The sequence below is a fragment of the Parasphingopyxis sp. genome (genome assembly GCF_028279465.1).
Classification (GTDB): Bacteria; Pseudomonadota; Alphaproteobacteria; order Sphingomonadales; family Sphingomonadaceae; genus Parasphingopyxis.
Genome location: NZ_JANQNS010000021.1, coordinates 19515 through 37538 on the forward strand (window position 1 = coordinate 19515; position 18024 = coordinate 37538).

At 62.4% G+C, this 18024-nt stretch carries 18 protein-coding genes and 1 tRNA gene; 7 read left to right on the forward strand and 12 right to left on the reverse strand.

The features are described from left to right. Nucleotides 1–101 precede the first annotated feature (101 nt). Together Q0974_RS16095 and Q0974_RS16100 are read right to left on the reverse strand one after the other, a co-directional pair. On the reverse strand, nt 102–782 hold the full coding sequence (locus Q0974_RS16095) for a 2OG-Fe(II) oxygenase (protein ID WP_299329667.1): 681 nt from the start codon (nt 780–782) through the stop codon (nt 102–104). A 120-nt stretch (nt 783–902) separates the two neighbouring features. Next, the gene (locus Q0974_RS16100) at nt 903–1073 is read right to left on the reverse strand and encodes an RcnB family protein (RefSeq protein ID WP_299329669.1); all 171 of its coding nucleotides are present in this window, start codon (nt 1071–1073) and stop codon (nt 903–905) included. 87 nt (nt 1074–1160) lie between these two features. Between Q0974_RS16100 and Q0974_RS16105 the strand changes: the two genes are divergently transcribed. After that, the gene (locus Q0974_RS16105) at nt 1161–1997 is read left to right on the forward strand and encodes a hypothetical protein (RefSeq protein ID WP_299329671.1); all 837 of its coding nucleotides are present in this window, start codon (nt 1161–1163) and stop codon (nt 1995–1997) included. Between the two features lie 73 nt (nt 1998–2070). On the opposite strand, the gene Q0974_RS16110 is transcribed toward Q0974_RS16105, so the two are convergent. Further along, nucleotides 2071–2649 (reverse strand): (2Fe-2S)-binding protein, encoded by a 579-nt coding sequence (locus Q0974_RS16110; RefSeq protein ID WP_299329673.1) that lies wholly within the window; start codon nt 2647–2649, stop codon nt 2071–2073. A 191-nt stretch (nt 2650–2840) separates the two neighbouring features. Further along, nucleotides 2841–3605, reverse strand: a complete 765-nt coding sequence (locus tag Q0974_RS16115) for a class II aldolase/adducin family protein (RefSeq protein ID WP_299329674.1) — start codon at nt 3603–3605, stop codon at nt 2841–2843. A gap of 233 nt (nt 3606–3838) precedes the next feature. On the opposite strand from Q0974_RS16115, the gene rpsU reads away from it, so the two are divergent. After that, nucleotides 3839–4042: a 30S ribosomal protein S21 gene (gene rpsU / locus Q0974_RS16120; protein WP_176869605.1), complete on the forward strand. Its 204-nt coding sequence runs from the start codon at nt 3839–3841 to the stop codon at nt 4040–4042. A 215-nt stretch (nt 4043–4257) separates the two neighbouring features. Here the strand turns inward: rpsU and Q0974_RS16125 are convergent, their stop codons facing one another. Beyond that, on the reverse strand, nt 4258–4929 hold the full coding sequence (locus Q0974_RS16125) for an HAD-IB family hydrolase (protein WP_299329678.1): 672 nt from the start codon (nt 4927–4929) through the stop codon (nt 4258–4260). A 66-nt stretch (nt 4930–4995) separates the two neighbouring features. On the opposite strand from Q0974_RS16125, the gene Q0974_RS16130 reads away from it, so the two are divergent. Genes Q0974_RS16130 through Q0974_RS16145 form a run of 4 tightly spaced genes read left to right on the forward strand, consistent with a single transcriptional unit; the run spans nt 4996 to nt 8422 of the window. Further along, the gene (locus Q0974_RS16130; RefSeq protein ID WP_299329680.1) at nt 4996–6105 is read left to right on the forward strand and encodes an MlaE family lipid ABC transporter permease subunit; all 1110 of its coding nucleotides are present in this window, start codon (nt 4996–4998) and stop codon (nt 6103–6105) included. A 7-nt stretch (nt 6106–6112) separates the two neighbouring features. Next, nucleotides 6113–6883, forward strand: coding sequence for an ABC transporter ATP-binding protein (locus Q0974_RS16135; protein WP_299329682.1), 771 nt, complete (start codon nt 6113–6115; stop codon nt 6881–6883). 9 nt (nt 6884–6892) lie between these two features. After that, nucleotides 6893–7837 carry an MlaD family protein gene (locus Q0974_RS16140; RefSeq protein ID WP_299329684.1) on the forward strand — a complete coding sequence of 315 codons (945 nt, stop codon included), beginning with the start codon at nt 6893–6895 and terminating at the stop codon, nt 7835–7837. A 6-nt stretch (nt 7838–7843) separates the two neighbouring features. Further along, entirely contained in the window at nt 7844–8422 is a 579-nt protein-coding gene (locus Q0974_RS16145; protein ID WP_299329686.1) for an ABC-type transport auxiliary lipoprotein family protein, read from the forward strand. Between the two features lies 1 nt (nt 8423). On the opposite strand, the gene Q0974_RS16150 is transcribed toward Q0974_RS16145, so the two are convergent. Beyond that, on the reverse strand, nt 8424–8957 hold the full coding sequence (locus Q0974_RS16150; protein WP_299329688.1) for a GNAT family N-acetyltransferase: 534 nt from the start codon (nt 8955–8957) through the stop codon (nt 8424–8426). Beyond that, a complete protein-coding gene (pepN, locus tag Q0974_RS16155) occupies nt 8950–11550 on the reverse strand; it encodes an aminopeptidase N (RefSeq protein WP_299329690.1) in 2601 nt (866 codons plus the stop codon). The genes Q0974_RS16150 and pepN overlap by 8 nt, the downstream gene beginning before the upstream one ends. A 70-nt stretch (nt 11551–11620) precedes the next feature. On the opposite strand from pepN, the gene Q0974_RS16160 reads away from it, so the two are divergent. After that, nucleotides 11621–12427, forward strand: a complete 807-nt coding sequence (locus Q0974_RS16160) for an SDR family oxidoreductase (protein ID WP_299329692.1) — start codon at nt 11621–11623, stop codon at nt 12425–12427. Here Q0974_RS16160 and Q0974_RS16165 read toward each other — a convergent pair. The 5 genes from Q0974_RS16165 to Q0974_RS16185 all read right to left on the reverse strand — a co-directional run bounded on the left by Q0974_RS16165 (nt 12424) and on the right by Q0974_RS16185 (nt 17996). After that, complete coding sequence (locus Q0974_RS16165; RefSeq protein ID WP_299329694.1) at nt 12424–13368, reverse strand: DMT family transporter; 945 nt, start codon at nt 13366–13368, stop codon at nt 12424–12426. The genes Q0974_RS16160 and Q0974_RS16165 overlap by 4 nt on opposite strands. After that, nucleotides 13365–14372 (reverse strand): low specificity L-threonine aldolase, encoded by a 1008-nt coding sequence (locus Q0974_RS16170; protein WP_299329696.1) that lies wholly within the window; start codon nt 14370–14372, stop codon nt 13365–13367. The genes Q0974_RS16165 and Q0974_RS16170 overlap by 4 nt, the downstream gene beginning before the upstream one ends. Nucleotides 14373–14514: 142 nt before the next feature. Then, complete coding sequence (locus Q0974_RS16175) at nt 14515–15627, reverse strand: zinc-binding dehydrogenase (protein ID WP_299329698.1); 1113 nt, start codon at nt 15625–15627, stop codon at nt 14515–14517. A 176-nt stretch (nt 15628–15803) separates the two neighbouring features. Continuing rightward, nucleotides 15804–15878, reverse strand: a tRNA-Thr gene (locus Q0974_RS16180). Between the two features lie 318 nt (nt 15879–16196). Beyond that, nucleotides 16197–17996, reverse strand: coding sequence for an aminopeptidase P family protein (locus tag Q0974_RS16185; RefSeq protein WP_299329700.1), 1800 nt, complete (start codon nt 17994–17996; stop codon nt 16197–16199). Nucleotides 17997–18024 lie beyond the last annotated feature (28 nt).

An 18024-nucleotide genomic window follows, 5' to 3' on the forward strand; every position in this document is an offset into this window, starting at 1 on the left:
TACAGAAGATGGTGGATAGCAATCCTTGGCTTCATCGCCGCTGTCCATCGCTTTTGGACAAGCCGCTATCGCGTTTCTGCCAAATGCAGATCGCTGAACGATCAATATTGGCTGGGCTGACCGCCATAGGCCCAGGGAAGTTCCCGGAACCATTTGGTGATGATATATTTGACGCCCTTGCGCACTTTCATGCCCTGATGCAGCGACCATTCATTGGGTACGCCCTCATGGGTGAGGTTGTTCCAGCACAATAGCTTGCCCTTTTCGGCGTGGAACATCTTGCCCAGCCGCTTGAAGCGTGTCGCGCCGCCGACCTGCGTATCGTTGAGAAAGACCATGGCGGTCCAGGTGCGCTGTCCGCCCTGATCCTTCTCCGTCTTCCAATAATCCTGATTGTCGTAGAACCAGTCATTATGCGGCTTGAACTGCTGGCCGACTTCGTAGCGCTGGCCCTGGATGGTTTCGCCATTCTCCTTGGGAATGCCCATGAAGCGGACGATCTTCTCCTCGATCGCATCAATGGCCGGTTCTTGGCGATCGAAATCCGTGCTGGAGCTTGTGCGGAACTCGGTATCATCCGTGGTCGACAAAAGCGTCGATGGACGAGCGTCGCGGTCGATTTTCTCGACCAGCAGCTGGCATTCCGCATCGTTCAGAAAATCGCGGCACTGATAGATATCGATATTGCGCGTTGGCACACGCTGAATATTGTCGTGGCTCTCGATATGCGCCATGATTTCGCGGTTGCGCGCGGCAAGAACGGACGGTTCGGTGAGACTCATGCGCGCTCCGCTATCAAATCGCGCGATTCGTGCAAAGCCGTTTCATATGCGCCGGGCATAAGAGAAGGCGGCCCCGGGCGCGATGCCCGGAGCCGCCTGATGCTTCGCTTCCGTCCGGCTTTACCAGAAGAAGTCGTGGATCACATCGACGACATAGCCGTCCCGCGTATCGATCAACAGAACATCGTCGAAATAACGGATCCAGCGATACGGGCCATAGGCCGCCGGCAGCCGGTACCGCCACGGATCGTTCAGCCAATAGCGCGATCCGAAGAAGGCGGCGCCGATCACGAGACCGACATCGAACCGGCGATAGCGATAGCCGCGATAGGGCGCATAATAGCGTCCGAGCCGGAAGATATTGCGGTTGTAACTGCGGTGGTGCCGCCAGTTATACCGACGGTCGGCCCGCCAGGCCTGGCGATTCCACCGCCGCCAGTCGCGACGCGCTTCGCGGCGATCCCAGCGACGTTCGGCACGACGATCCTGGCGCCTGTCCCACCGGCGCTCTGCCCGACGGTCTTGACGCCGATCGAAGCGACGCTCCGCTCTGCGGTCCTGACGCCGATCAAACCGACGCTCGGCGCGACGGTCCTGCCGACGATCGAAACGGCGCTCCGCCCGGCGATCCTGCCGGCGGTCGAAGCGGCGTTCGGCACGACGGTCCTGACGCCGCTCGACGCGACGATCCGCCCTGCGGTCCTGACGACGGTCAGCCCGGCGCTCCTGCCGCTGCGCGACACGACGCTCGGTCCGGCGGTCCTGCCGGCGATCGGCGCGGCGTTCTTGCCTACGTTCCGCACGGCGCTCGGTTTGGCGCTGGGCGCGACGTTCGGTCCGGCGCTCGGTTCGGCGTTCGGCACGGCGGTCCTGGCGGCGGTCGATCCGCGCCTGGCCGCGATTGTTGCGATTGGCGGCCCGGTTGGCCCGTCGCTCGCTCCGGTTGGCGCGGCGTTCCTGCCGGTTCGCCCGGTTGCCGCGATTGGCGCGCCGGTCCTGCTGCTGCATGACCATCGCCATCTGCACCGGCGCGGTGTTCGCGCTGGACATTGCGCCTTCTCGGAAATTTTGTGCCTGTGCCGGGGCAACGAGGGCTGGTGTTCCCGCAGTCGCCGCCAGCAACAAAGCGATCAGTTTGATACGCACTGTTACATCTCCATCTGTGGCGGCTCGGGAATGGCCACCGGTGCAGCCCTTCTAGAGAGCCCGCGATGAGGCGAGCCTGAACTTGCGAGTCAGGAAACAGCAAGATTTCATTAACACGTACATTTCGGACACCGGAACGCTGTCATTCACTGACGATCCGCCCCGGTTCGTCGCCCTCGCCATCTTCTGGCGGCGTCAGCGCTTCGACATTGGCGGCCGCATCTTCCGGGTCGATACCGGGCGGCGGGGCCGACGCCAGGCGCTCCTCGCCGCGCGACACACGCGCTGCCAGCCGGATCGCTTCGCGCATGCGCGGATAGGTTCCGCAGCGGCAGATATTGGTAATCGCCTCGTCAATCTCTTCGTCGCTCGGGTTGGCGTTACCGTCGATCAGCGCGGCAGCGGCCATGATCACGCCCGACTGACAATAGCCGCATTGCGGAACCATATTTTCGATCCAGGCCTGCTGAATGGGATGATCCCGCCCGCGCGACAGCGCTTCGATCGTCGTGATGAAGCTCCCTTCCGCGTCCGCGATGCTGAGCTGGCAGGACCGCACGGCCCGGCCATCGAGATTGACCGTGCAGGCACCGCACACGCCGACACCGCAGGCATATTTGGTGCCGGTCAGATTGGAGGCGTCGCGCAACGCCCATAACAGCGGCGTACGCGGGTCCATGCGGTAATGGACGGGCTGGCCGTTAACGGTCATCCGGGTCATGGCGCGGCTTTAGCGCGGTTTCGGAGAAATGGCAGGGGTTTATTCGTCAGACTCGACCTGATGGTCGAGCGCGGCACCAGCCCGCTCCCCCTCCCGGTCTCCCACAGGGTACACTTAATGGGAGGCCGGGAGGGGGAGCGGGCTGGTGCCGCGATTTTCCGCGAGGAAAATTCTGACAAACAGAATCTACCCTATTCCCGCCAGCTCGTATCGATCCGATCGACCTGCCGCACCCAGGCGTCGAATTCCGCGCGGCCCGGTTCGGCCGAGGCTTGGGTCTGCGAGATATCGCGCTGGTGCACATCGATCACCTCTTGCGGGATAACGATCGGATCGCCGGCATTCATGGTCGCGACCTGGATTTCGCAGGCGCGTTGCAGCGCCCAATATTGGATGAGCGCGATCGGCAGCGTACGCCCGATAACCACCGGACCATGATTGCGCAGCATCAGTATCCGGTTCTTGCCGAGATTGGCGAGCAGCCGTTCGCCTTCTTCCTCGCGCACGGTCACGCCTTCGAATTCGTGATAGGAGAGCCGGCCGATGAAGTTACACGCGTAGAAATTCACCGGCTGCAATCCGCCCTCCATTGAACAGACGGCCATGGTCGCGGTCGTATGCGTGTGGATGATGCAATGCGCATCGCTGAGATGCCGGTGGAACAGGCTGTGCTGGACGAAGCCTGCCTTGTTCACCGGAAATTCGCTGCCATCCAGCTTGTTGCCGTCGATATCGATCTTGACGAGGTTCGATGCTTTCACTTCCGAGAAGTGCAACCCGAACGGGTTGATGAGAAACGCACCCTCCTCATTCGGCACCTTCACGGTGATGTGATTGAAGATCGCCTCGTCCCAGCCCATCATCGCGAAAATCCGGTAGCAGGCGGCAAGCTCCTGCCGCGCCGTCCATTCCTCTTCGGTCATCTGGTCGTTCGAGGACGCGAGTGTCGTGGCCATTATTGTCTCCATGGATAGCGGATTTGCCGGTATTTTCGCCCAAGGACGGGCGAAAGTCGAGTGCGGCACGGGGCGCTTTTTGCTTGAAATCCCGCCAATCCAGCGCTAGTTGCACCCCCGAAGCGCTGCGGAATGCGATTCTGCGGTGAAATCGCTATTGTGAGAATATTCGCTATCCGCCGGCTATATACGGCCTGCGGGACAAGATGGTTCGATTGGAGACAGACGGGTTTATGCAAGTTTCAGTCCGCGATAATAATGTCGATCAGGCGCTCCGCGCGCTCAAGAAGAAGCTGCAGCGCGAGGGTGTGTATCGCGAAATGAAGCTGCGCCGGCATTATGAAAAGCCGTCCGAAAAACGCGCGCGCGAACGCGCCGCCGCCATCCGCCGCGCCCGCAAGCTGGAGCGCAAGCGCATGGAACGCGACGGCATCTAAACGAGATCGAACAATCGATATGCGAAAAGGGCTGCCTCCGGGCGGCCTTTTTTGTGGGAGATTCCGTTTGTCAGAATTTCGCTAACGCGAAATCGCGGTGCCGGCCCGCTCCCCCTCCCGACCTCCCAATAAGTGTACCCTGTGGGAGGCCGGGAGGGGGAGCGGGCTGGTGCCGCGATTTTTCCGCTCAGGAAAAATTCTTACAAACAAACCCCCTACCCCCAGGCGATAATCCGCCAGCCATTTTTCCGCGCGATTTTGCGCAGCTTCGAAGTGGGGTTGGTCGCGACCGGTTGGTCGGACCATTCGAATACGGGGCGATCCGTTGGGCTGTCCGAATAGAAGCGGACGGCGATATCGTCCTTCGCGAGGCCGTTCTCCGTTGCCCAGGCCTCGACGCGGGCCAGTTTCGCCGGGCCATAGCAATTCTCGCCATCGATCTCGGCGAGGATGCGATCCTCTTCGTCGCGCTTGACCAGAGTGCCGATCACATCGTCGAAGCCCAGCCGGCGGGCGAGCGGCTCCACGTAAAAAGCGTAGGAGGCGGTGGCGAGGACGAGCCGGTTGCCCTGCGCCTTCTCCGCCGCGATCTGCGCGCGCGCCTGCGGGTGAACATTGTCGTCCAGCGTCGCCGCCGCGAAGCTTTCCGCGATCTCGGCCATCTTGTCCGCATCGATCGGCGAACCGAGCAGCATGTCGTGCATACGCTCCTTCAACGTCGCGCGGTCCAGCGCCCGCAACAGATAGCCGCCGAAGAGGAATAGCAGGCCGGGCAGGAAGAGCAGCCGCCAGCGCTCATGCCGCCATGCCGCGTGCAAAAGAAAGGGCATGAAGGTCGGCCGTTTCGTGATCGTCTTGTCGAGATCGTAGAGCGCGATTTTCGTCATCGGCCCGTCTCATAGCATGAAGCAACGCCTTGCCGAGCGTGGATTTTCGCCGCACAAGGCACGCCGATGACTGTCGAGGCGGATTTCATCGAATTGGAGGAGGGAGGGGAGCGCATCATGCGCTTTTCCGGCCGTCTGACCATCGCCCGTATCGGGGATGTACCGCAACGCCTTTCCGAATTGCCGTATAGCCCGGCCCGGATCGATATCTCGAATGTCGAACGCGTCGACACGGTCGGCGCCTGGGTCGTCCACAAACTCGCGCGCGATCACGGAGCGCAGATCGTTGGAGCGAGCGACCATGCCGACCGTCTGCTCCGTCAAGTGAGCATCGCCGACGATCCGGCCAAGAGCTTTGACGAAGATGAAGGGCGCCTTCACCGCATTATCGCACGGATCGGCGCCTCGACGTTGGAAGCGCTGTCGGGCCTCAAAGGCCTGCTCGCCTTTTTCGGCGGCCTTCTGATCGCGACGGCCAGCGTCATCCGGCATCCGGGCCGCATGCGCTTCAACGCGGTCGTGCAGCGCTTCGAAACGGTCGGCGTTTCGGCGCTCGGCATCATCGGGCTGATGAGCTTTCTGATCGGCATCGTGATCGCGCAGCAGGGCGCGGTGCAGCTGCGGCAGTTCGGCGCCGAGGTCTTCACGATCAACCTGATCGGCCGGATCACGACGCGCGAACTGGGCGTGTTGATGACCGCGATCATGGTCGCGGGCCGCTCGGGCAGCGCCTTTGCCGCGCAGATCGGCTCGATGAAACTTGCCGAAGAAGTGGACGCCATGCGCACGATCGGCGTGCCGCCGATGCAGGCGCTCGTCCTGCCGCGCGTTCTGGCGACGACGCTGCTGATGCCGCTGCTCGGTTTCTATTCGACCTTCCTGATGATCGTCGGCGGCGGGCTGTTGTGCTGGATCGGCCTCGGCATTCCGCCCGAAACCTTCATCCTGCGTTTGCGCGAAGTCGTCCCGATGACCGATCTTTGGGTCGGGCTGATCAAGGCGCCGGTCTTCGGCATGATCATCGGGCTCACGGGCTGCTATCAGGGCATGCAGGTGCGCGGCAACAACGAGGAAGTCGGCAACCGTACGACCACGGCGGTGGTCCAGGCGATCTTCCTCGTTATCGTGCTCGACGCCTTTTTCGCCGTCTTCTTCTCATCGGTGGGTTGGGGCTGAGGCCGATATGAGCGACGAACCCATCATCTCGATCCGCGGGCTGCGCAACAGCTTCGGCGACAATGTCGTGCATGAGAATCTCGATCTCGATGTGCGGCAGGGCGAGATATTGGGCGTCGTCGGCGGATCGGGCACGGGCAAATCGGTCTTGCTGCGCTCGATCATCGGTCTGCAGGAGCCCGATACGGGCGAGATCAGTATCTTCGGCGAGCGTATTGACTGTGCGACGGCCGAGGAGAATCTCGACCTGCGCCGCCGCTGGGGCGTGCTCTTTCAAAATGGCGCGCTCTTTTCGACGCTGACCGTAGCGGAAAATGTCCAGGTGCCGCTGCGCGAATTCTACAAGAATATCGACGAGGATCTGCTTTGCGAAATCGCGACCTTCAAGATCGTGATGAGTGGGCTGAAGGCGGAGGATGCGCCCAAATATCCATCGGAACTGTCGGGCGGCATGCGCAAGCGCGCGGCCCTCGCCCGGTCGCTGGCGCTCGATCCGCTGCTGCTGTTCCTCGACGAGCCGACGGCCGGACTCGACCCGATTGGGGCGGCCGCGTTCGACAATCTGATCCTCGAACTCAAGGAAGCGCTGGGGCTCACCATCTTCCTGATCACGCACGATCTCGATACGCTGCACACGATCTGTGACCGGGTCGCCGTGCTCGCGGACAGGAAAGTGATCGCCTGCGCGCCGATCGAGGAATTGCTTGCGCTCGATCACCCATGGATACAGGAATATTTCAACGGGCCGCGCGGGCGTGCTGCGCTCGCTGCCGGCTAGGAGGGACGGATGGAAAACCGATCGAATCAGATATTAGTCGGCAGTGTCGTGCTCGGCCTGATCCTGCTGGTCGTTATCTTCACCGTCTGGCTGGCGCGCATCGGCGATGGCAGCGACAATGCCTACGACATCTATTTCGCCCAGTCGGTGGATGGTCTGGCACGCGGGTCCGGCGTCACCTATTCGGGCGTACCCGTCGGCCAGATCGAGGATATCGCGCTCGTGCCCGACAATCCCGAATTCGTGCGTGTGCGCATCCGCGTCAACGAGGATGTGCCCATCCTCGAAGGCACGACGGCTACGATCGCTGGCATCGGCTTTACCGGCGTCTCGCAGATTTCGCTCGATGGCGGCGTCCAGGGCGCCGATCCGATCGACGATGCAGGACCCGAGGGCGCACCCGTCATCCCGACCCGCCCGGGCGCGTTCGGCGAATTGCTGAACAGCGCGCCACAGCTGCTCGAACGGCTGACGACGCTGACCGAGCGTTTGACCGAACTGTTGGGCGACCGGAACCAGAATTCGATCGCCGCGATCCTCGAAAATACCCAGCGCCTGACCGAAGAGCTCTCGGCCCAGGGCCCGGAAATCACGGCGACGCTCACCGAGAGCCGGATCGCGATCCGCGAGGCAGGCATCGCGCTCAACGAAATCGGCGAACTTGCCGATACCACCGACAATCTGCTCGGCACCGAAGGCGAGGCGCTGATGCGCGACCTGCGCTCCGCCGTACGCTCGGCGGAATCGAGTATGGAAGCGCTCGACCGCACAATCACGGCCGCCGAGCCCGGCCTCAACGCCTTTTCGCAACAGACCATCCCCGAGATCGGACAGCTGGTGCGCGATCTGGGCGAAATGTCCGAGGCGCTGACCGCCGTATCCGCGCGTATCAATCGCGAGGGTGCCGGATCGCTGGTCGGCACGACGCGCCTGCCTGAATATGAGCCGCAATAGGAGCCGATGATGAAACGGTTTTTACCATTGGTAGCGCTGGCCACCTTGACCGGCTGTGTGAGTTTCGGATCCGAACCGCCGCCCTTTCTGATGGCGCTGAGCGCGGATGAGCAGGTCGCCGGCGGATCGAACCGCAGCGCATCCATCGGCCAGGCGATCACGATCCAGCGGCCCGAAGTGCCGCAAAAGCTGATCACCAACCGCCTGCCCGTGCAGACCGGCGAGACGACGATCGCCTATCTCGCCGATGCGCTCTGGGTTGATACGCCGAACGAACTGTTCCGCGCGTTGCTCAGCGAGACGCTGGCCGCGCGGACCGGACGCGTCGTGCTCGATCCGGCGACCTATTCCGCCGATCCCGGAACCATCGTCAACGGACAGCTCCACGAATTCGGGCTGGACGCCCGCACTGGCGAGGCAGTCATCGTCTATGACGCGGCGATCACCGATGCGAACGGCGTGCGGACGCGGCGCTTCGAGCAGCGCGAACGCGTCTTCGCGCAGGACGCTCAAACCGTCGCGCAGGCGCTGAACCGCGCCGCCAATCGTATAGCCGTTGAGTTTTCCGACTGGGTGAGCGCCTAGGCTACCAGGGCTTGCCCATCAGATCGATGGTCCCGGATCGCGGGGCGGGCTGGGCGCCGTCCCGCACCATGGCACTGCCATCCGGAAAAGCGATCCGCTTGCCATGCTGGTCGACCATGACCGTGCCGGCGAAAACCCGCCAACCGCGTTTTTCGTAAAATGCACGGTTATGGGTTTCGACGAAGATCAGAGTGAAGTCCGGCGCCATCTGGCCGTCGATCAACGTACATGTCACTTCGAGGATATGCGATGCATGGCCGCTTTTCTGATGATCGGGATGCGTCTTCACCCCACCGATGCCAGCAATGTTTGCGGGCTTGCCGTCGACATGAACCGCCCGCCGATGAATGCCGGCGCTGGCCACGAGATCATCGCCCAAATATCCAAGGACCCAATGCTCGGCGTCCGACCAGTCGACATCGTGAAACTCGCTATGCGCGAGCATTTCCGGCGTATAGACCGCTTTTCCCAAGGCTTCGACGGCGGGCCACACGGCATCGCCATCGTGCCGCTCGATGCGTAGCGTCTCAGTCAAGGCTTTTCGACGCCTGTTCGAACACGTCTTTAGACAGGTTCGGCGCGGCGAGGATGCGTTCGAGCTCGGCGCGCATCATTACGCCGCGATCCTCGTCGAAGCGCCGCCATTTGCCGAGCGGCGGCAGCATGCGCGCGGCGGTTTGCGGGTTGATCGCATCCGCCTTCAAGATGAAATCGGCGAGGAAGCGATAGCCCCGGCCCGAGGCCGCATGAAAGGCCCGCTGGTTCGCGCCGAATGCGCCGATAAGCGAGCGAAAGCGGTTCGGGTTTTCGATACTGAAATCCGGATGCTTGGCGAGCGTCTCCACGGTATCGACCGTGTCCTCGCGGATCGACAGGGCCTGCACCGTGAACCATTTGTCGAGCACGAGCGTGTCATCCCGATAGCGCGTGTAGAAATCCTCGATCGCCACATGGCGCTCGGGCCAATCGCTGTTGGAGAGCACGCCGAGCGCGGCCTGGCGGTCCGTCATATTGTCCGCATCGCCATATTGGCTCGCCGCGAGCCGCGCCGCATCCTCGGCCCCGCTGACCGCGATATAGCCAAGCGCCACGCCGCGCAGCCGCCGCAACGCTTTCGCCGCCGGGCTATACTCATAGGCATTACCGCTCGACGCCGCATAGGCGGCGCGCCAGTCGGCTTCCAGCGCCGTCGCCAGATCGGCGCGCAACGCCTCGCGCGCTTGGTGGATCGCCTCGGGGTCGACGACGAGCATCTGGTCTCCGACGAAGCTCTCGGTTGGCAGCAACACGGTTTCGGCGATGAACGCCTTGTCGAGATCGGCATCGGCCAGCGTCTTGCGCACCGCCTCGATCACCGGCGCATGATCTGCATCGCGACCGGACACCGCATCGATGATCGTTTCGACCATCAATTGCTGCATCGCCTCGTAGCGCGCGAAGGGATCGTCGTCATGCGCGGAGAGAAAGGCGAGCGTTTCGGGATTCTTCTCGCTGTCGATGGTGACCGGCGCGGTAAAGCCGCGATTGAGCGACAGAACCGGTCGTTCGGCAATCCCTTCGAAGGCAATCTCCTGCGATTCGTCCGTCAGCATGAGGAGACGTTCAGGCGCTATCGGCGCGCCGCTTTCCGAACCGAGCAGCGCGGCTTTGAGCGGGATCGCCATCGGCTCTTTCTCGAGCTGGCCCGGAGTCGCCGGGACCTCCTGCTCCAGGCGCAGCACAGCGCGCGCCGCCTCCGCGTCATGGTCCAGCCGGGCCGTCACCTTGGGGGTGCCGGCCTGGCTATACCAGCGGCGGAATTGCGTGAGATCGACGCCGCTCGCATCTTCCATCGCGGTCACGAAATCTTCGCAGGTCGCTGCTTCGCCGTCATGCCGGTCGAAATAGAGGTCGGAGCCCTTTCGGAAATCCTCCGCGCCCAGGATCGCCCACATCATCCGGATCAGCTCGGCGCCCTTATTGTAGACGGTCGCCGTGTAGAAATTCGAAATCTCGATATAGCTTTCCGGGCGTACGGGATGGGCGAGCGGCCCGGCATCCTCGGGGAATTGCGCGGCGCGCAAAACGCGGACATCACCGATCCGCGCCACCGCTTCCGATCCCTGATCGGCCGAGAATTGCTGGTCGCGAAATACCGTGAAGCCTTCCTTCAGCGAGAGCTGGAACCAGTCCCGACACGTGACACGATTGCCTGACCAATTGTGAAAATATTCATGCGCAACGACACCCGCGATCGCATCGAAATCGGCATCTGTCGCGGTCTCGGCATCGGCCAGAATGTAGCGCGAGTTGAAGATATTGAGCGACTTGTTCTCCATCGCGCCGAAATTGAAATCGGAGACGGCGACGATGTTGAACTGGTCGAGATCATATTCACGGCCATAGACTTCCTCGTCCCAAGCCATGGAATCCTTGAGCGCCTGCATCGCATGTCCGGTCTTCGGCAGGTCCGTTTCGCGCACCCAGATAGCGAGCGCCACTTCCCGGCCCGAACGCGTGACGAAGCTGTCGCGATTGGCCGCGAGATCGCCAGCGACCAGCGCAAAAAGGTAGCACGGCTTGGGCCAGGGATCTGCCCAGCGCGCCCAATGCCGTCTGTCCTCGCCGTCCCCGCTCTCTACACAATCGCCATTGGCAAGCAGCACGGGAAAACGCGCCTTGTCCGCTTCCATCCGCACGCTGTAGCGGCTCAGCACATCGGGCCTGTCCGGGAAGAAAGTGATCCGGCGGAAGCCTTCCGCCTCGCATTGGGTGCAGAGAATGCCGCCCGATGCATAGAGCCCCATCAACTGGCTGTTCTTTTCGGGCGCGATTTCCACCAACGTCTCGATGGTCGCTGCATCGCCGGCGATCGGGATAATCAGGCTCTCATCGTCGAGCTGCCAATCGCCATCTTCCAACTTCTCGCCATCGCGCCACACTTCGAGCAGTTTCAGACTCTCGCCATCGAGCCGCAGCGGTGCGGCATGTTCGCCATTCCGGGCAACGGACAACCGCGCCCGCACCAATGTCCGCGCGGGATCGAGCTGGAAATCGAGCGCGATCTCGGGAACGAGCCAATCAGGCGGGCGATAATCCTCGCGGCGGGTGACGGGCGGCGTGGCGGCGGCAGATTGCATATCGAGCATTATTGCCGTCTAGTCTTCAACGCCCCGCGGCACAATCGCAACGATGCGCGGGGGCAGGGAGACGGTAACCATGCCTCATATGCTGATCTTCGGCCTCGGCTATACGGCCGGACTGCTCGCTGAGCGGTTGCGCCGCGATGGCTGGACGATATCCGCGACGCGGCGCGAAACTGCTTCCGGCGTGATCGCCTTCGAAGACGGGGACGGCGTGACAGCCGCGCTCGGCGAAGCGACTCATATCCTGTCGTCAGTACCGCCTGCGGGCGGTAGCGATCCGGTGCTCGACAGCTATGGTGACGCGCTGAAGGACGCGCCCGCCCAATGGATCGGCTATCTCTCCTCGACCGGCGTCTATGGCGATACCGGCGGCGCCTGGGTCGATGAGACCGCACCAATCGGTGGCGGGCGGCGCAAGGCACGCGCCGAGGCGGATGCCGCCTGGCAGGCGCTGCGCGACGATGTGCGCGTGTTCCGCCTGCCCGGCATTTACGGCCCCGGCCGCTCGATCCTCGACCGAATCCGGCAGGGCAAGGCGCACCGGATCGATCTTCCCGGCCAGGTGTTCAGCCGCGTTCATGCCGACGATATCGTCGCGGGCGTGATCGCCGGGATCGACGGTCCAGCCGGCGTCTACAACCTATCCGACGACCGCCCGGCGCCGCATAACGATGTCGTTTCCTATGGCTGCCAGTTGCTCGGCGTCGACCCGCCACCACTTCAGACCATGGACGAGGCCGGGCTCAGCGACATGGCGCGCGGCTTCTATTCGGAAAACCGGCGGGTAGCGAACGGCAAGGCGAAGCGGGCGCTGGGCTGGGAACCGGCCTATCGCGACTATAAAGCCGGCTTGCGCGCCATCTTCGCCAACTTCGCCTAGCCTGGAACGCGCGGTACTTTTGGCCGCCGCGCCGCCATCGCGATGGCGAGCCCGATCAATCCCAGCGCCGCGCCACCAATCGCCAACAAGGACCAACGATATCCCTCGAAAATCGTCGAGAATACCATGGCTACGATCGGAATCAGCAACCCGGTATAGGCTGCCCGCCCAGCGCCGATCTCACGCACGAGCCCAAAATAGACCGGAAAGGTCGCCGTCGAACCGATGACGCCCAGATAGATCAGTCCAACAAAATAGGTTGCGCGCGCCTCGACAACGGGCGGGCCAGCGGTCAGAATCGCCGTAGTTAGATTGAACAGCGTACCCCAGAGCATCGCCCAACCGAGCAAGGTGAGGATCGGATAGCGTTTTGCGCCTTCGGTCGCTTGGATGATGTTGGCGCTCGACGCACTCAATATGCCGCCGCACGTCAACGCGACGCCGATCAGAACGGCGGCGAGCCCGATATCGGCCTGGCGATACTCCTGAACGAAGAGCAGCGCGACCCCCGCACCAGCAACGATCGAACCGATCACGAAAGCGCCCGTGATTCTCTGCTTGAGGAATATCCGCGCCAATATGGCATTGGGCACCATCAACAGCGCAAACATAACCGCAACGAGGCCGGAGGTAATGTACAGCTCGGCCCGATAGACGAAGTTGAAGTTGAATACGAACTGCGTCAGCCCCAGCACCAGCGCCCAGACGTGCCCGCCCCTGTTCAACAGCAGCGGCTGCCCGCGCAACGCCGCGAGCGCGAACATGGCCAGCGTGGCCGCGATGAAGCGGTAACTGATCGACCAGACGGGCGGAACTACGCCAAGCTGGTCCTTGATCACAATCCACGTCGATCCCCAGATCAGCGATAGCGCAAGGAAGGAAAGGATGATCCGAGGCGTCCAGACATTGACATCGGCCACCGCGCCGGGCGGCTGGTTCATAGCTCGGCGATCGCTTCGGCAAGCGGGCGAATCTGTTCTTCGCGCTGGTCCCAACTCATCACCAGCCGCGCCTCGCCGACACCCCAGTCGTAAAAATCGAACCCTTTGGCGCGCAGCGACGCCGCCTCATCCGCGCTCAGCCGGATGAACACTTCGTTGGCCTCGACCGGATAGACGAGCCGATCGGGCGCCGCCTCCGCGATCAGCTTAGCGCCGGCATTTGCGGCCCGCGCATTGGTGAGCCAGAGGTCGTTCTCCAACATCGCGAGAATTTGAGCGGCAAGATAACGCCCCTTGGATAGGAGATGCCCGCCGCGCTTGCGCCGATAGTGAATCTCCGCAGCCTTCTCGCGCGCATCGCCGAACAGGATCATCGCTTCGGCCGACATGCCGCCATTTTTCACGCAACCGAAGCTGAGAATATCGACGCCCGCGCGCCATGTAATGTCGGCGGGCGCGCAATCGAGATGGGCGATTGCATTGGCAAAGCGCGCGCCATCCATGTGCAGGCCCCAGCCGCGCGACTGGCACAGATCGCCAAGAGTTTCCACTTCGTCGGCCGAATAGATCATGCCATATTCGCTGGCCTGGGTGATGGAGAGCACATGCGGCTGCATCTGGTGAACATCGTCGCGGATCGATGCCGTGATCCGCTGAACCTCCTGCAGCCTCAGCTTGGCGCCATCGCCCGTGCCGAGCAGCAGCTTCGCGCCATGCGTATAGAATTCCGGCGCACCGCATTCGTCATTCTGGATATGCGCTTCTTCATGGCAGATAATCGCCCCATGCGGCGGGCAGAGCGCCGCCAGCGCCAGTGCATTGGCCGCCGTGCCGGTCGAGACCCAGAGCGCCGTCACATCCGTCTCGAAAATCTCCGAGAATGCGACCCCGAGCCGCTGGCTCAGCGCATCCTCGTCATAGGCGGTATCGACGCTGTTCGCGGCCGCCAGAGCATCGAGCACGGGCTGGCTGACAGCAGCGGCATTGTCGGAGAAGAAGCGCATTCAGGGCGTTTGCGCGGTGATCGCTATCAGGTCAACCGGTCGATCTTCGCGGGCGCAAGGTCACCGACGATGGCCGGCACGCCCGACGCGATGTCGAAACGGCCATGCGCCAACGGCCGCGCCACCAATCTTCGAGGACGCATCAGCCCCAGGGCGTTACCAGATATTTCTCGCCCGTCTTCATCGCGCGATAATCGGTCACGGCATCCTTGGTCAGCATCTCTTCGAGATTGACCCGCTTCTTGTAGCTGCTCGCGAAAGTAGTGGTCAGGCTGTCGAGCACGCGTTGGCGCATGCGCATGACAGTTTCCATGCCCGCCTGTTGCAGAAACGGTGTCAGGAGCCAGCCGGACAGCGTCCAGCCGAAACCATAGCTCGGCGTGAGGATCGTGGGACCAAGGTCGAGCCGCCCATAAATGAACATGCGCTTCGCCTGGTCCGATCCGTAGCGCGAATATTCGGTCATCTTGCCGACCGCGACCTGCTCCATGGCCTTGAAAACATTGTCGGTCGCCTGGCCGCCGCCGATCGGATCGAAGCCGTAAAACGCGTCAGTCTCGTCGATTGCTTTGCGGAGCTGGTCCATGAAATCGTCATCGGAGGAATTGACGACATGCGTCGCGCCTAGGCCCTTGAGAAGCTCGACATGTTCGGCCTTGCGCACGATATTGACAAGTTCGAGGCCGTCCTCCTGGCAAATCTTGATCAGCATCTGGCCGAGGTTCGACGCGGCTGCGGTGTGGACGATGGCATTCTGCCCATCCATCTTGGCGTTCTCGACAAAGCCCAGCGCAGTCATCGGGTTAACGAAAGCCGATGCGCCGTCTTCGGCGGAATGATCGCCGAGTGGCAGGCACATCGCCGCGTCCGCAATGCAATACTGGCTATAGGCGTTACCCGGCACACAGGCGACGCGCTGGCCGTCAAGCGCCTTGGCCATGTCGCTATCGCCGGTCGCGACAACCGTACCCGCACCTTCGTTGCCGGCCGGCAGCTTCTGCCCATGACGCGCTTTCGAACCAGTGTTGAACGGTTCGGGCATGGTGGCGACATATTTGCCCGGCGAATAATCGGCATTCTCAAGATCGGCCGCACCGGTCAGGATCGCGAGGTCAGACGGGTTAATCGGCGCCGCCTCCATCTTCACCAGCACTTGATTGCCGGTCGGATCGGGAAAGGTCACATCTTCGATTTCGACTGTGAGCGTGCCATCACTCTCCAATGTGGTGAACAATTGTTTGCCAGTGGCACTCATTTCGCGATCTCCAAGCTTGCGTTCAGAAGGCAGAGCCTGCACTGGCCACACCCGCGAATCCGGGTTCCAGGGCGGAAACTCGAATTGCGGTCTAGTATTAAACACAAGCGCCGTCGAGGCCGACGGCGGGCACGATCCAGCAGACTGTCGCCATATCGGTTTCAGACCGTTGAAAATGGTGCTGCTGGAGAGAATTGAACTCTCGACCTCACCCTTACCAAGGGTGCGCTCTACCACTGAGCTACAGCAGCGTACCAAAGTGCGGAAGGCGGGCGAGCCTATGCGCGGATACGGGGCTGAATGTCAAGAACGGGCTTGGCTTTTCGCGCCAGTTTCGCCAGCCTTTCCGGCATGGCGGACAAGGACGAACGCGCGAAACGATTGGCCGAGGAGCTGCGCAAGAATCTGCGCCGCCGCAAGGGGCAGGCGCGCGAGCAGCAAGACGCGGATAAAGCTGACAGAAAGTAGCGCGCGGCGCTAGAAGATCAGCGTTAGCAGGATCACGATCAGCAATATTTTCGCGACGATAACCGCGGGCCAGAGCATCTTGCGGTTGAGCTCTGAGCGCGTCATCCGTCGAGCGGCGCGCAGACTTCGCCGAGCCAGGCCGCCGTCGCATCGTCGAGCTGCGGGCCGATCTTCGCGACGACATCGGCGTGATAGCCGTTGACCCAGTCGATTTCGGCCGGGGTGAGGAGGCTGGCGTCGATCAGCTTGTGGTCGATCGGCGCGAAGGTCAGTGTTTCGAAGCCGAGCATGGTCGCCTCGCCGCCCTCGATCTCGCGCTCTTCGATGGCGACGAGATTTTCGACCCGGATCCCATAGTCGTCGGTCTTGTAATAGCCGGGCTCGTTGGAGAGGATCATCCCGGCATGCAAGGGTTCGTCCCAACCGCTGCCCGGATAATTGGCGGCGCTGATCCGCTGTGGCCCTTCATGCACACCGAGGAAGCTGCCGACGCCATGGCCGGTGCCGTGCATATAATCGATGCCGGCCTGCCACAGATATTGGCGCGCGAAACTGTCGAGCTGGCTGCCGCGTGTACCCTTGGGGAAGACGGCCGTGGCGAGCGCGATATGGCCCTTGAGAACGCGCGTGAACCGGTCGCGCATTTCGGCCGTCGGCGTGCCGATGATCACCGTGCGCGTCACATCGGTCGTGCCGTCCGGATATTGGCCGCCGGAATCGACGAGATAGATCTGATCCATCTCGAGCGGAATGCTGGACTCTTCCGTTACACGATAATGCGGGAGTGCGGCATGCGGGCCAGCGCCTGAAATCGTGTCGAAGGAGAGGTCGCGCAGCAACTCGCTCTCGCTGCGAAACTCCTGCAACCGTTTAGCGGCGGACATTTCGGTGACACCGCCCTTGGGCGCTTCCAGCGAGAGCCAGTGCAGGAAACGGACGAGCGCCGCCCCGTCGCGCAGGTGCGATTCCCGGGCCCCCTGCAGCTCGACCGCGTTCTTGATCGCCTTGGGCAGGACGGCGGGTTCCTGTTCGGACACGATCGTCGCCCCGCCATCGTCGAGCGCCTGGAAGATTGCCGAGACCGCGCGTTCGGGATCGGCGATGACCTTCTTGTTCTTGAACTCCGTCAGCGCGTCCTTGAACGCGCTACGCTCATGCACGCGCACGCCATTGCCGAGATGGCGCAGCACATCCTCGTCCATCTTGTCGGGCTCGACATAGAGATCGGCCGTCGCATCCTTGTGGACAATCGCATAGGCGAGCGCGACGGGCGTGTGATCAACATCAGCGCCGCGGACATTGAGCGTCCAGGCGATCGAATCGAGCGCGGCCAGCACGGCGGCGTCGACATCCTTTTCGGCCATCGCATCGGCCATGTCCTGCCGCTTCTCGGCGGAGCTTTTGCCCGCATAGCTGTCATCATGGACGATCAGCTTGGCATCGGACGGCATCGGCTTGTCGGGCCAGATCGCATCGATCGGATTGGTATCGACCGCGACAAGTTCCGCGCCCTTGTCGGCGAGCGCCTTTTCCGCCGACTGCACCCATTGGCGTGTATGCAGCCACGGGTCATAGCCGATCCGCGCGCCATTATCGGCATGTTCGGCCAGCCATTCGGCGATGCTCGTGCCCGGCACACCGACATATTCCCAATGCTTGCCGTCGACCTGCTCGCGCACCTGGATCGTGTAGCGTCCGTCGGTGAAGATCGCGGCCTCTTCGGGCATGACCACCGCCGAGCCGGCAGAACCCTGAAAACCGGTCAACCAGGCGAGGCGCTGCGCATAGGCGCCCACATATTCGCTCATATGCTCGTCGGTGAGCGGGACGACGAAGCCGGTCAGTTTGCGGCTCGCCAGCTCTTCGCGCAGGGCTTTAAGACGGTCTTCATAGCTAGACATGGCAATTGGCCTTTTTGATCGTTACTAG

What these genes read in the sequence shown, in the direction of transcription:
- Q0974_RS16125 (WP_299329678.1), bottom strand. Translation starts at nt 4,929, where the DNA reads ATGACGAAAATCGCGCTCTACGATCTCGACAAGACGATCACGAAACGG.
- Q0974_RS16175 (WP_299329698.1), bottom strand. Translation starts at nt 15,627, where the DNA reads ATGAGTGCCACTGGCAAACAATTGTTCACCACATTGGAGAGTGATGGC.
- pepN (WP_299329690.1), bottom strand. Translation starts at nt 11,550, where the DNA reads ATGCTCGATATGCAATCTGCCGCCGCCACGCCGCCCGTCACCCGCCGC.
- Q0974_RS16185 (WP_299329700.1), bottom strand. Translation starts at nt 17,996, where the DNA reads ATGTCTAGCTATGAAGACCGTCTTAAAGCCCTGCGCGAAGAGCTGGCG.
- Q0974_RS16170 (WP_299329696.1), bottom strand. Translation starts at nt 14,372, where the DNA reads ATGCGCTTCTTCTCCGACAATGCCGCTGCTGTCAGCCAGCCCGTGCTC.
- Q0974_RS16110 (WP_299329673.1), bottom strand. Translation starts at nt 2,649, where the DNA reads ATGACCCGGATGACCGTTAACGGCCAGCCCGTCCATTACCGCATGGAC.
- Q0974_RS16135 (WP_299329682.1), top strand. Translation starts at nt 6,113, where the DNA reads ATGAGCGACGAACCCATCATCTCGATCCGCGGGCTGCGCAACAGCTTC.
- Q0974_RS16130 (WP_299329680.1), top strand. Translation starts at nt 4,996, where the DNA reads ATGACTGTCGAGGCGGATTTCATCGAATTGGAGGAGGGAGGGGAGCGC.
- Q0974_RS16145 (WP_299329686.1), top strand. Translation starts at nt 7,844, where the DNA reads ATGATGAAACGGTTTTTACCATTGGTAGCGCTGGCCACCTTGACCGGC.
- rpsU (WP_176869605.1), top strand. Translation starts at nt 3,839, where the DNA reads ATGCAAGTTTCAGTCCGCGATAATAATGTCGATCAGGCGCTCCGCGCG.
- Q0974_RS16115 (WP_299329674.1), bottom strand. Translation starts at nt 3,605, where the DNA reads ATGGCCACGACACTCGCGTCCTCGAACGACCAGATGACCGAAGAGGAA.
- Q0974_RS16140 (WP_299329684.1), top strand. Translation starts at nt 6,893, where the DNA reads ATGGAAAACCGATCGAATCAGATATTAGTCGGCAGTGTCGTGCTCGGC.
- Q0974_RS16160 (WP_299329692.1), top strand. Translation starts at nt 11,621, where the DNA reads ATGCCTCATATGCTGATCTTCGGCCTCGGCTATACGGCCGGACTGCTC.
- Q0974_RS16095 (WP_299329667.1), bottom strand. Translation starts at nt 782, where the DNA reads ATGAGTCTCACCGAACCGTCCGTTCTTGCCGCGCGCAACCGCGAAATC.
- Q0974_RS16165 (WP_299329694.1), bottom strand. Translation starts at nt 13,368, where the DNA reads ATGAACCAGCCGCCCGGCGCGGTGGCCGATGTCAATGTCTGGACGCCT.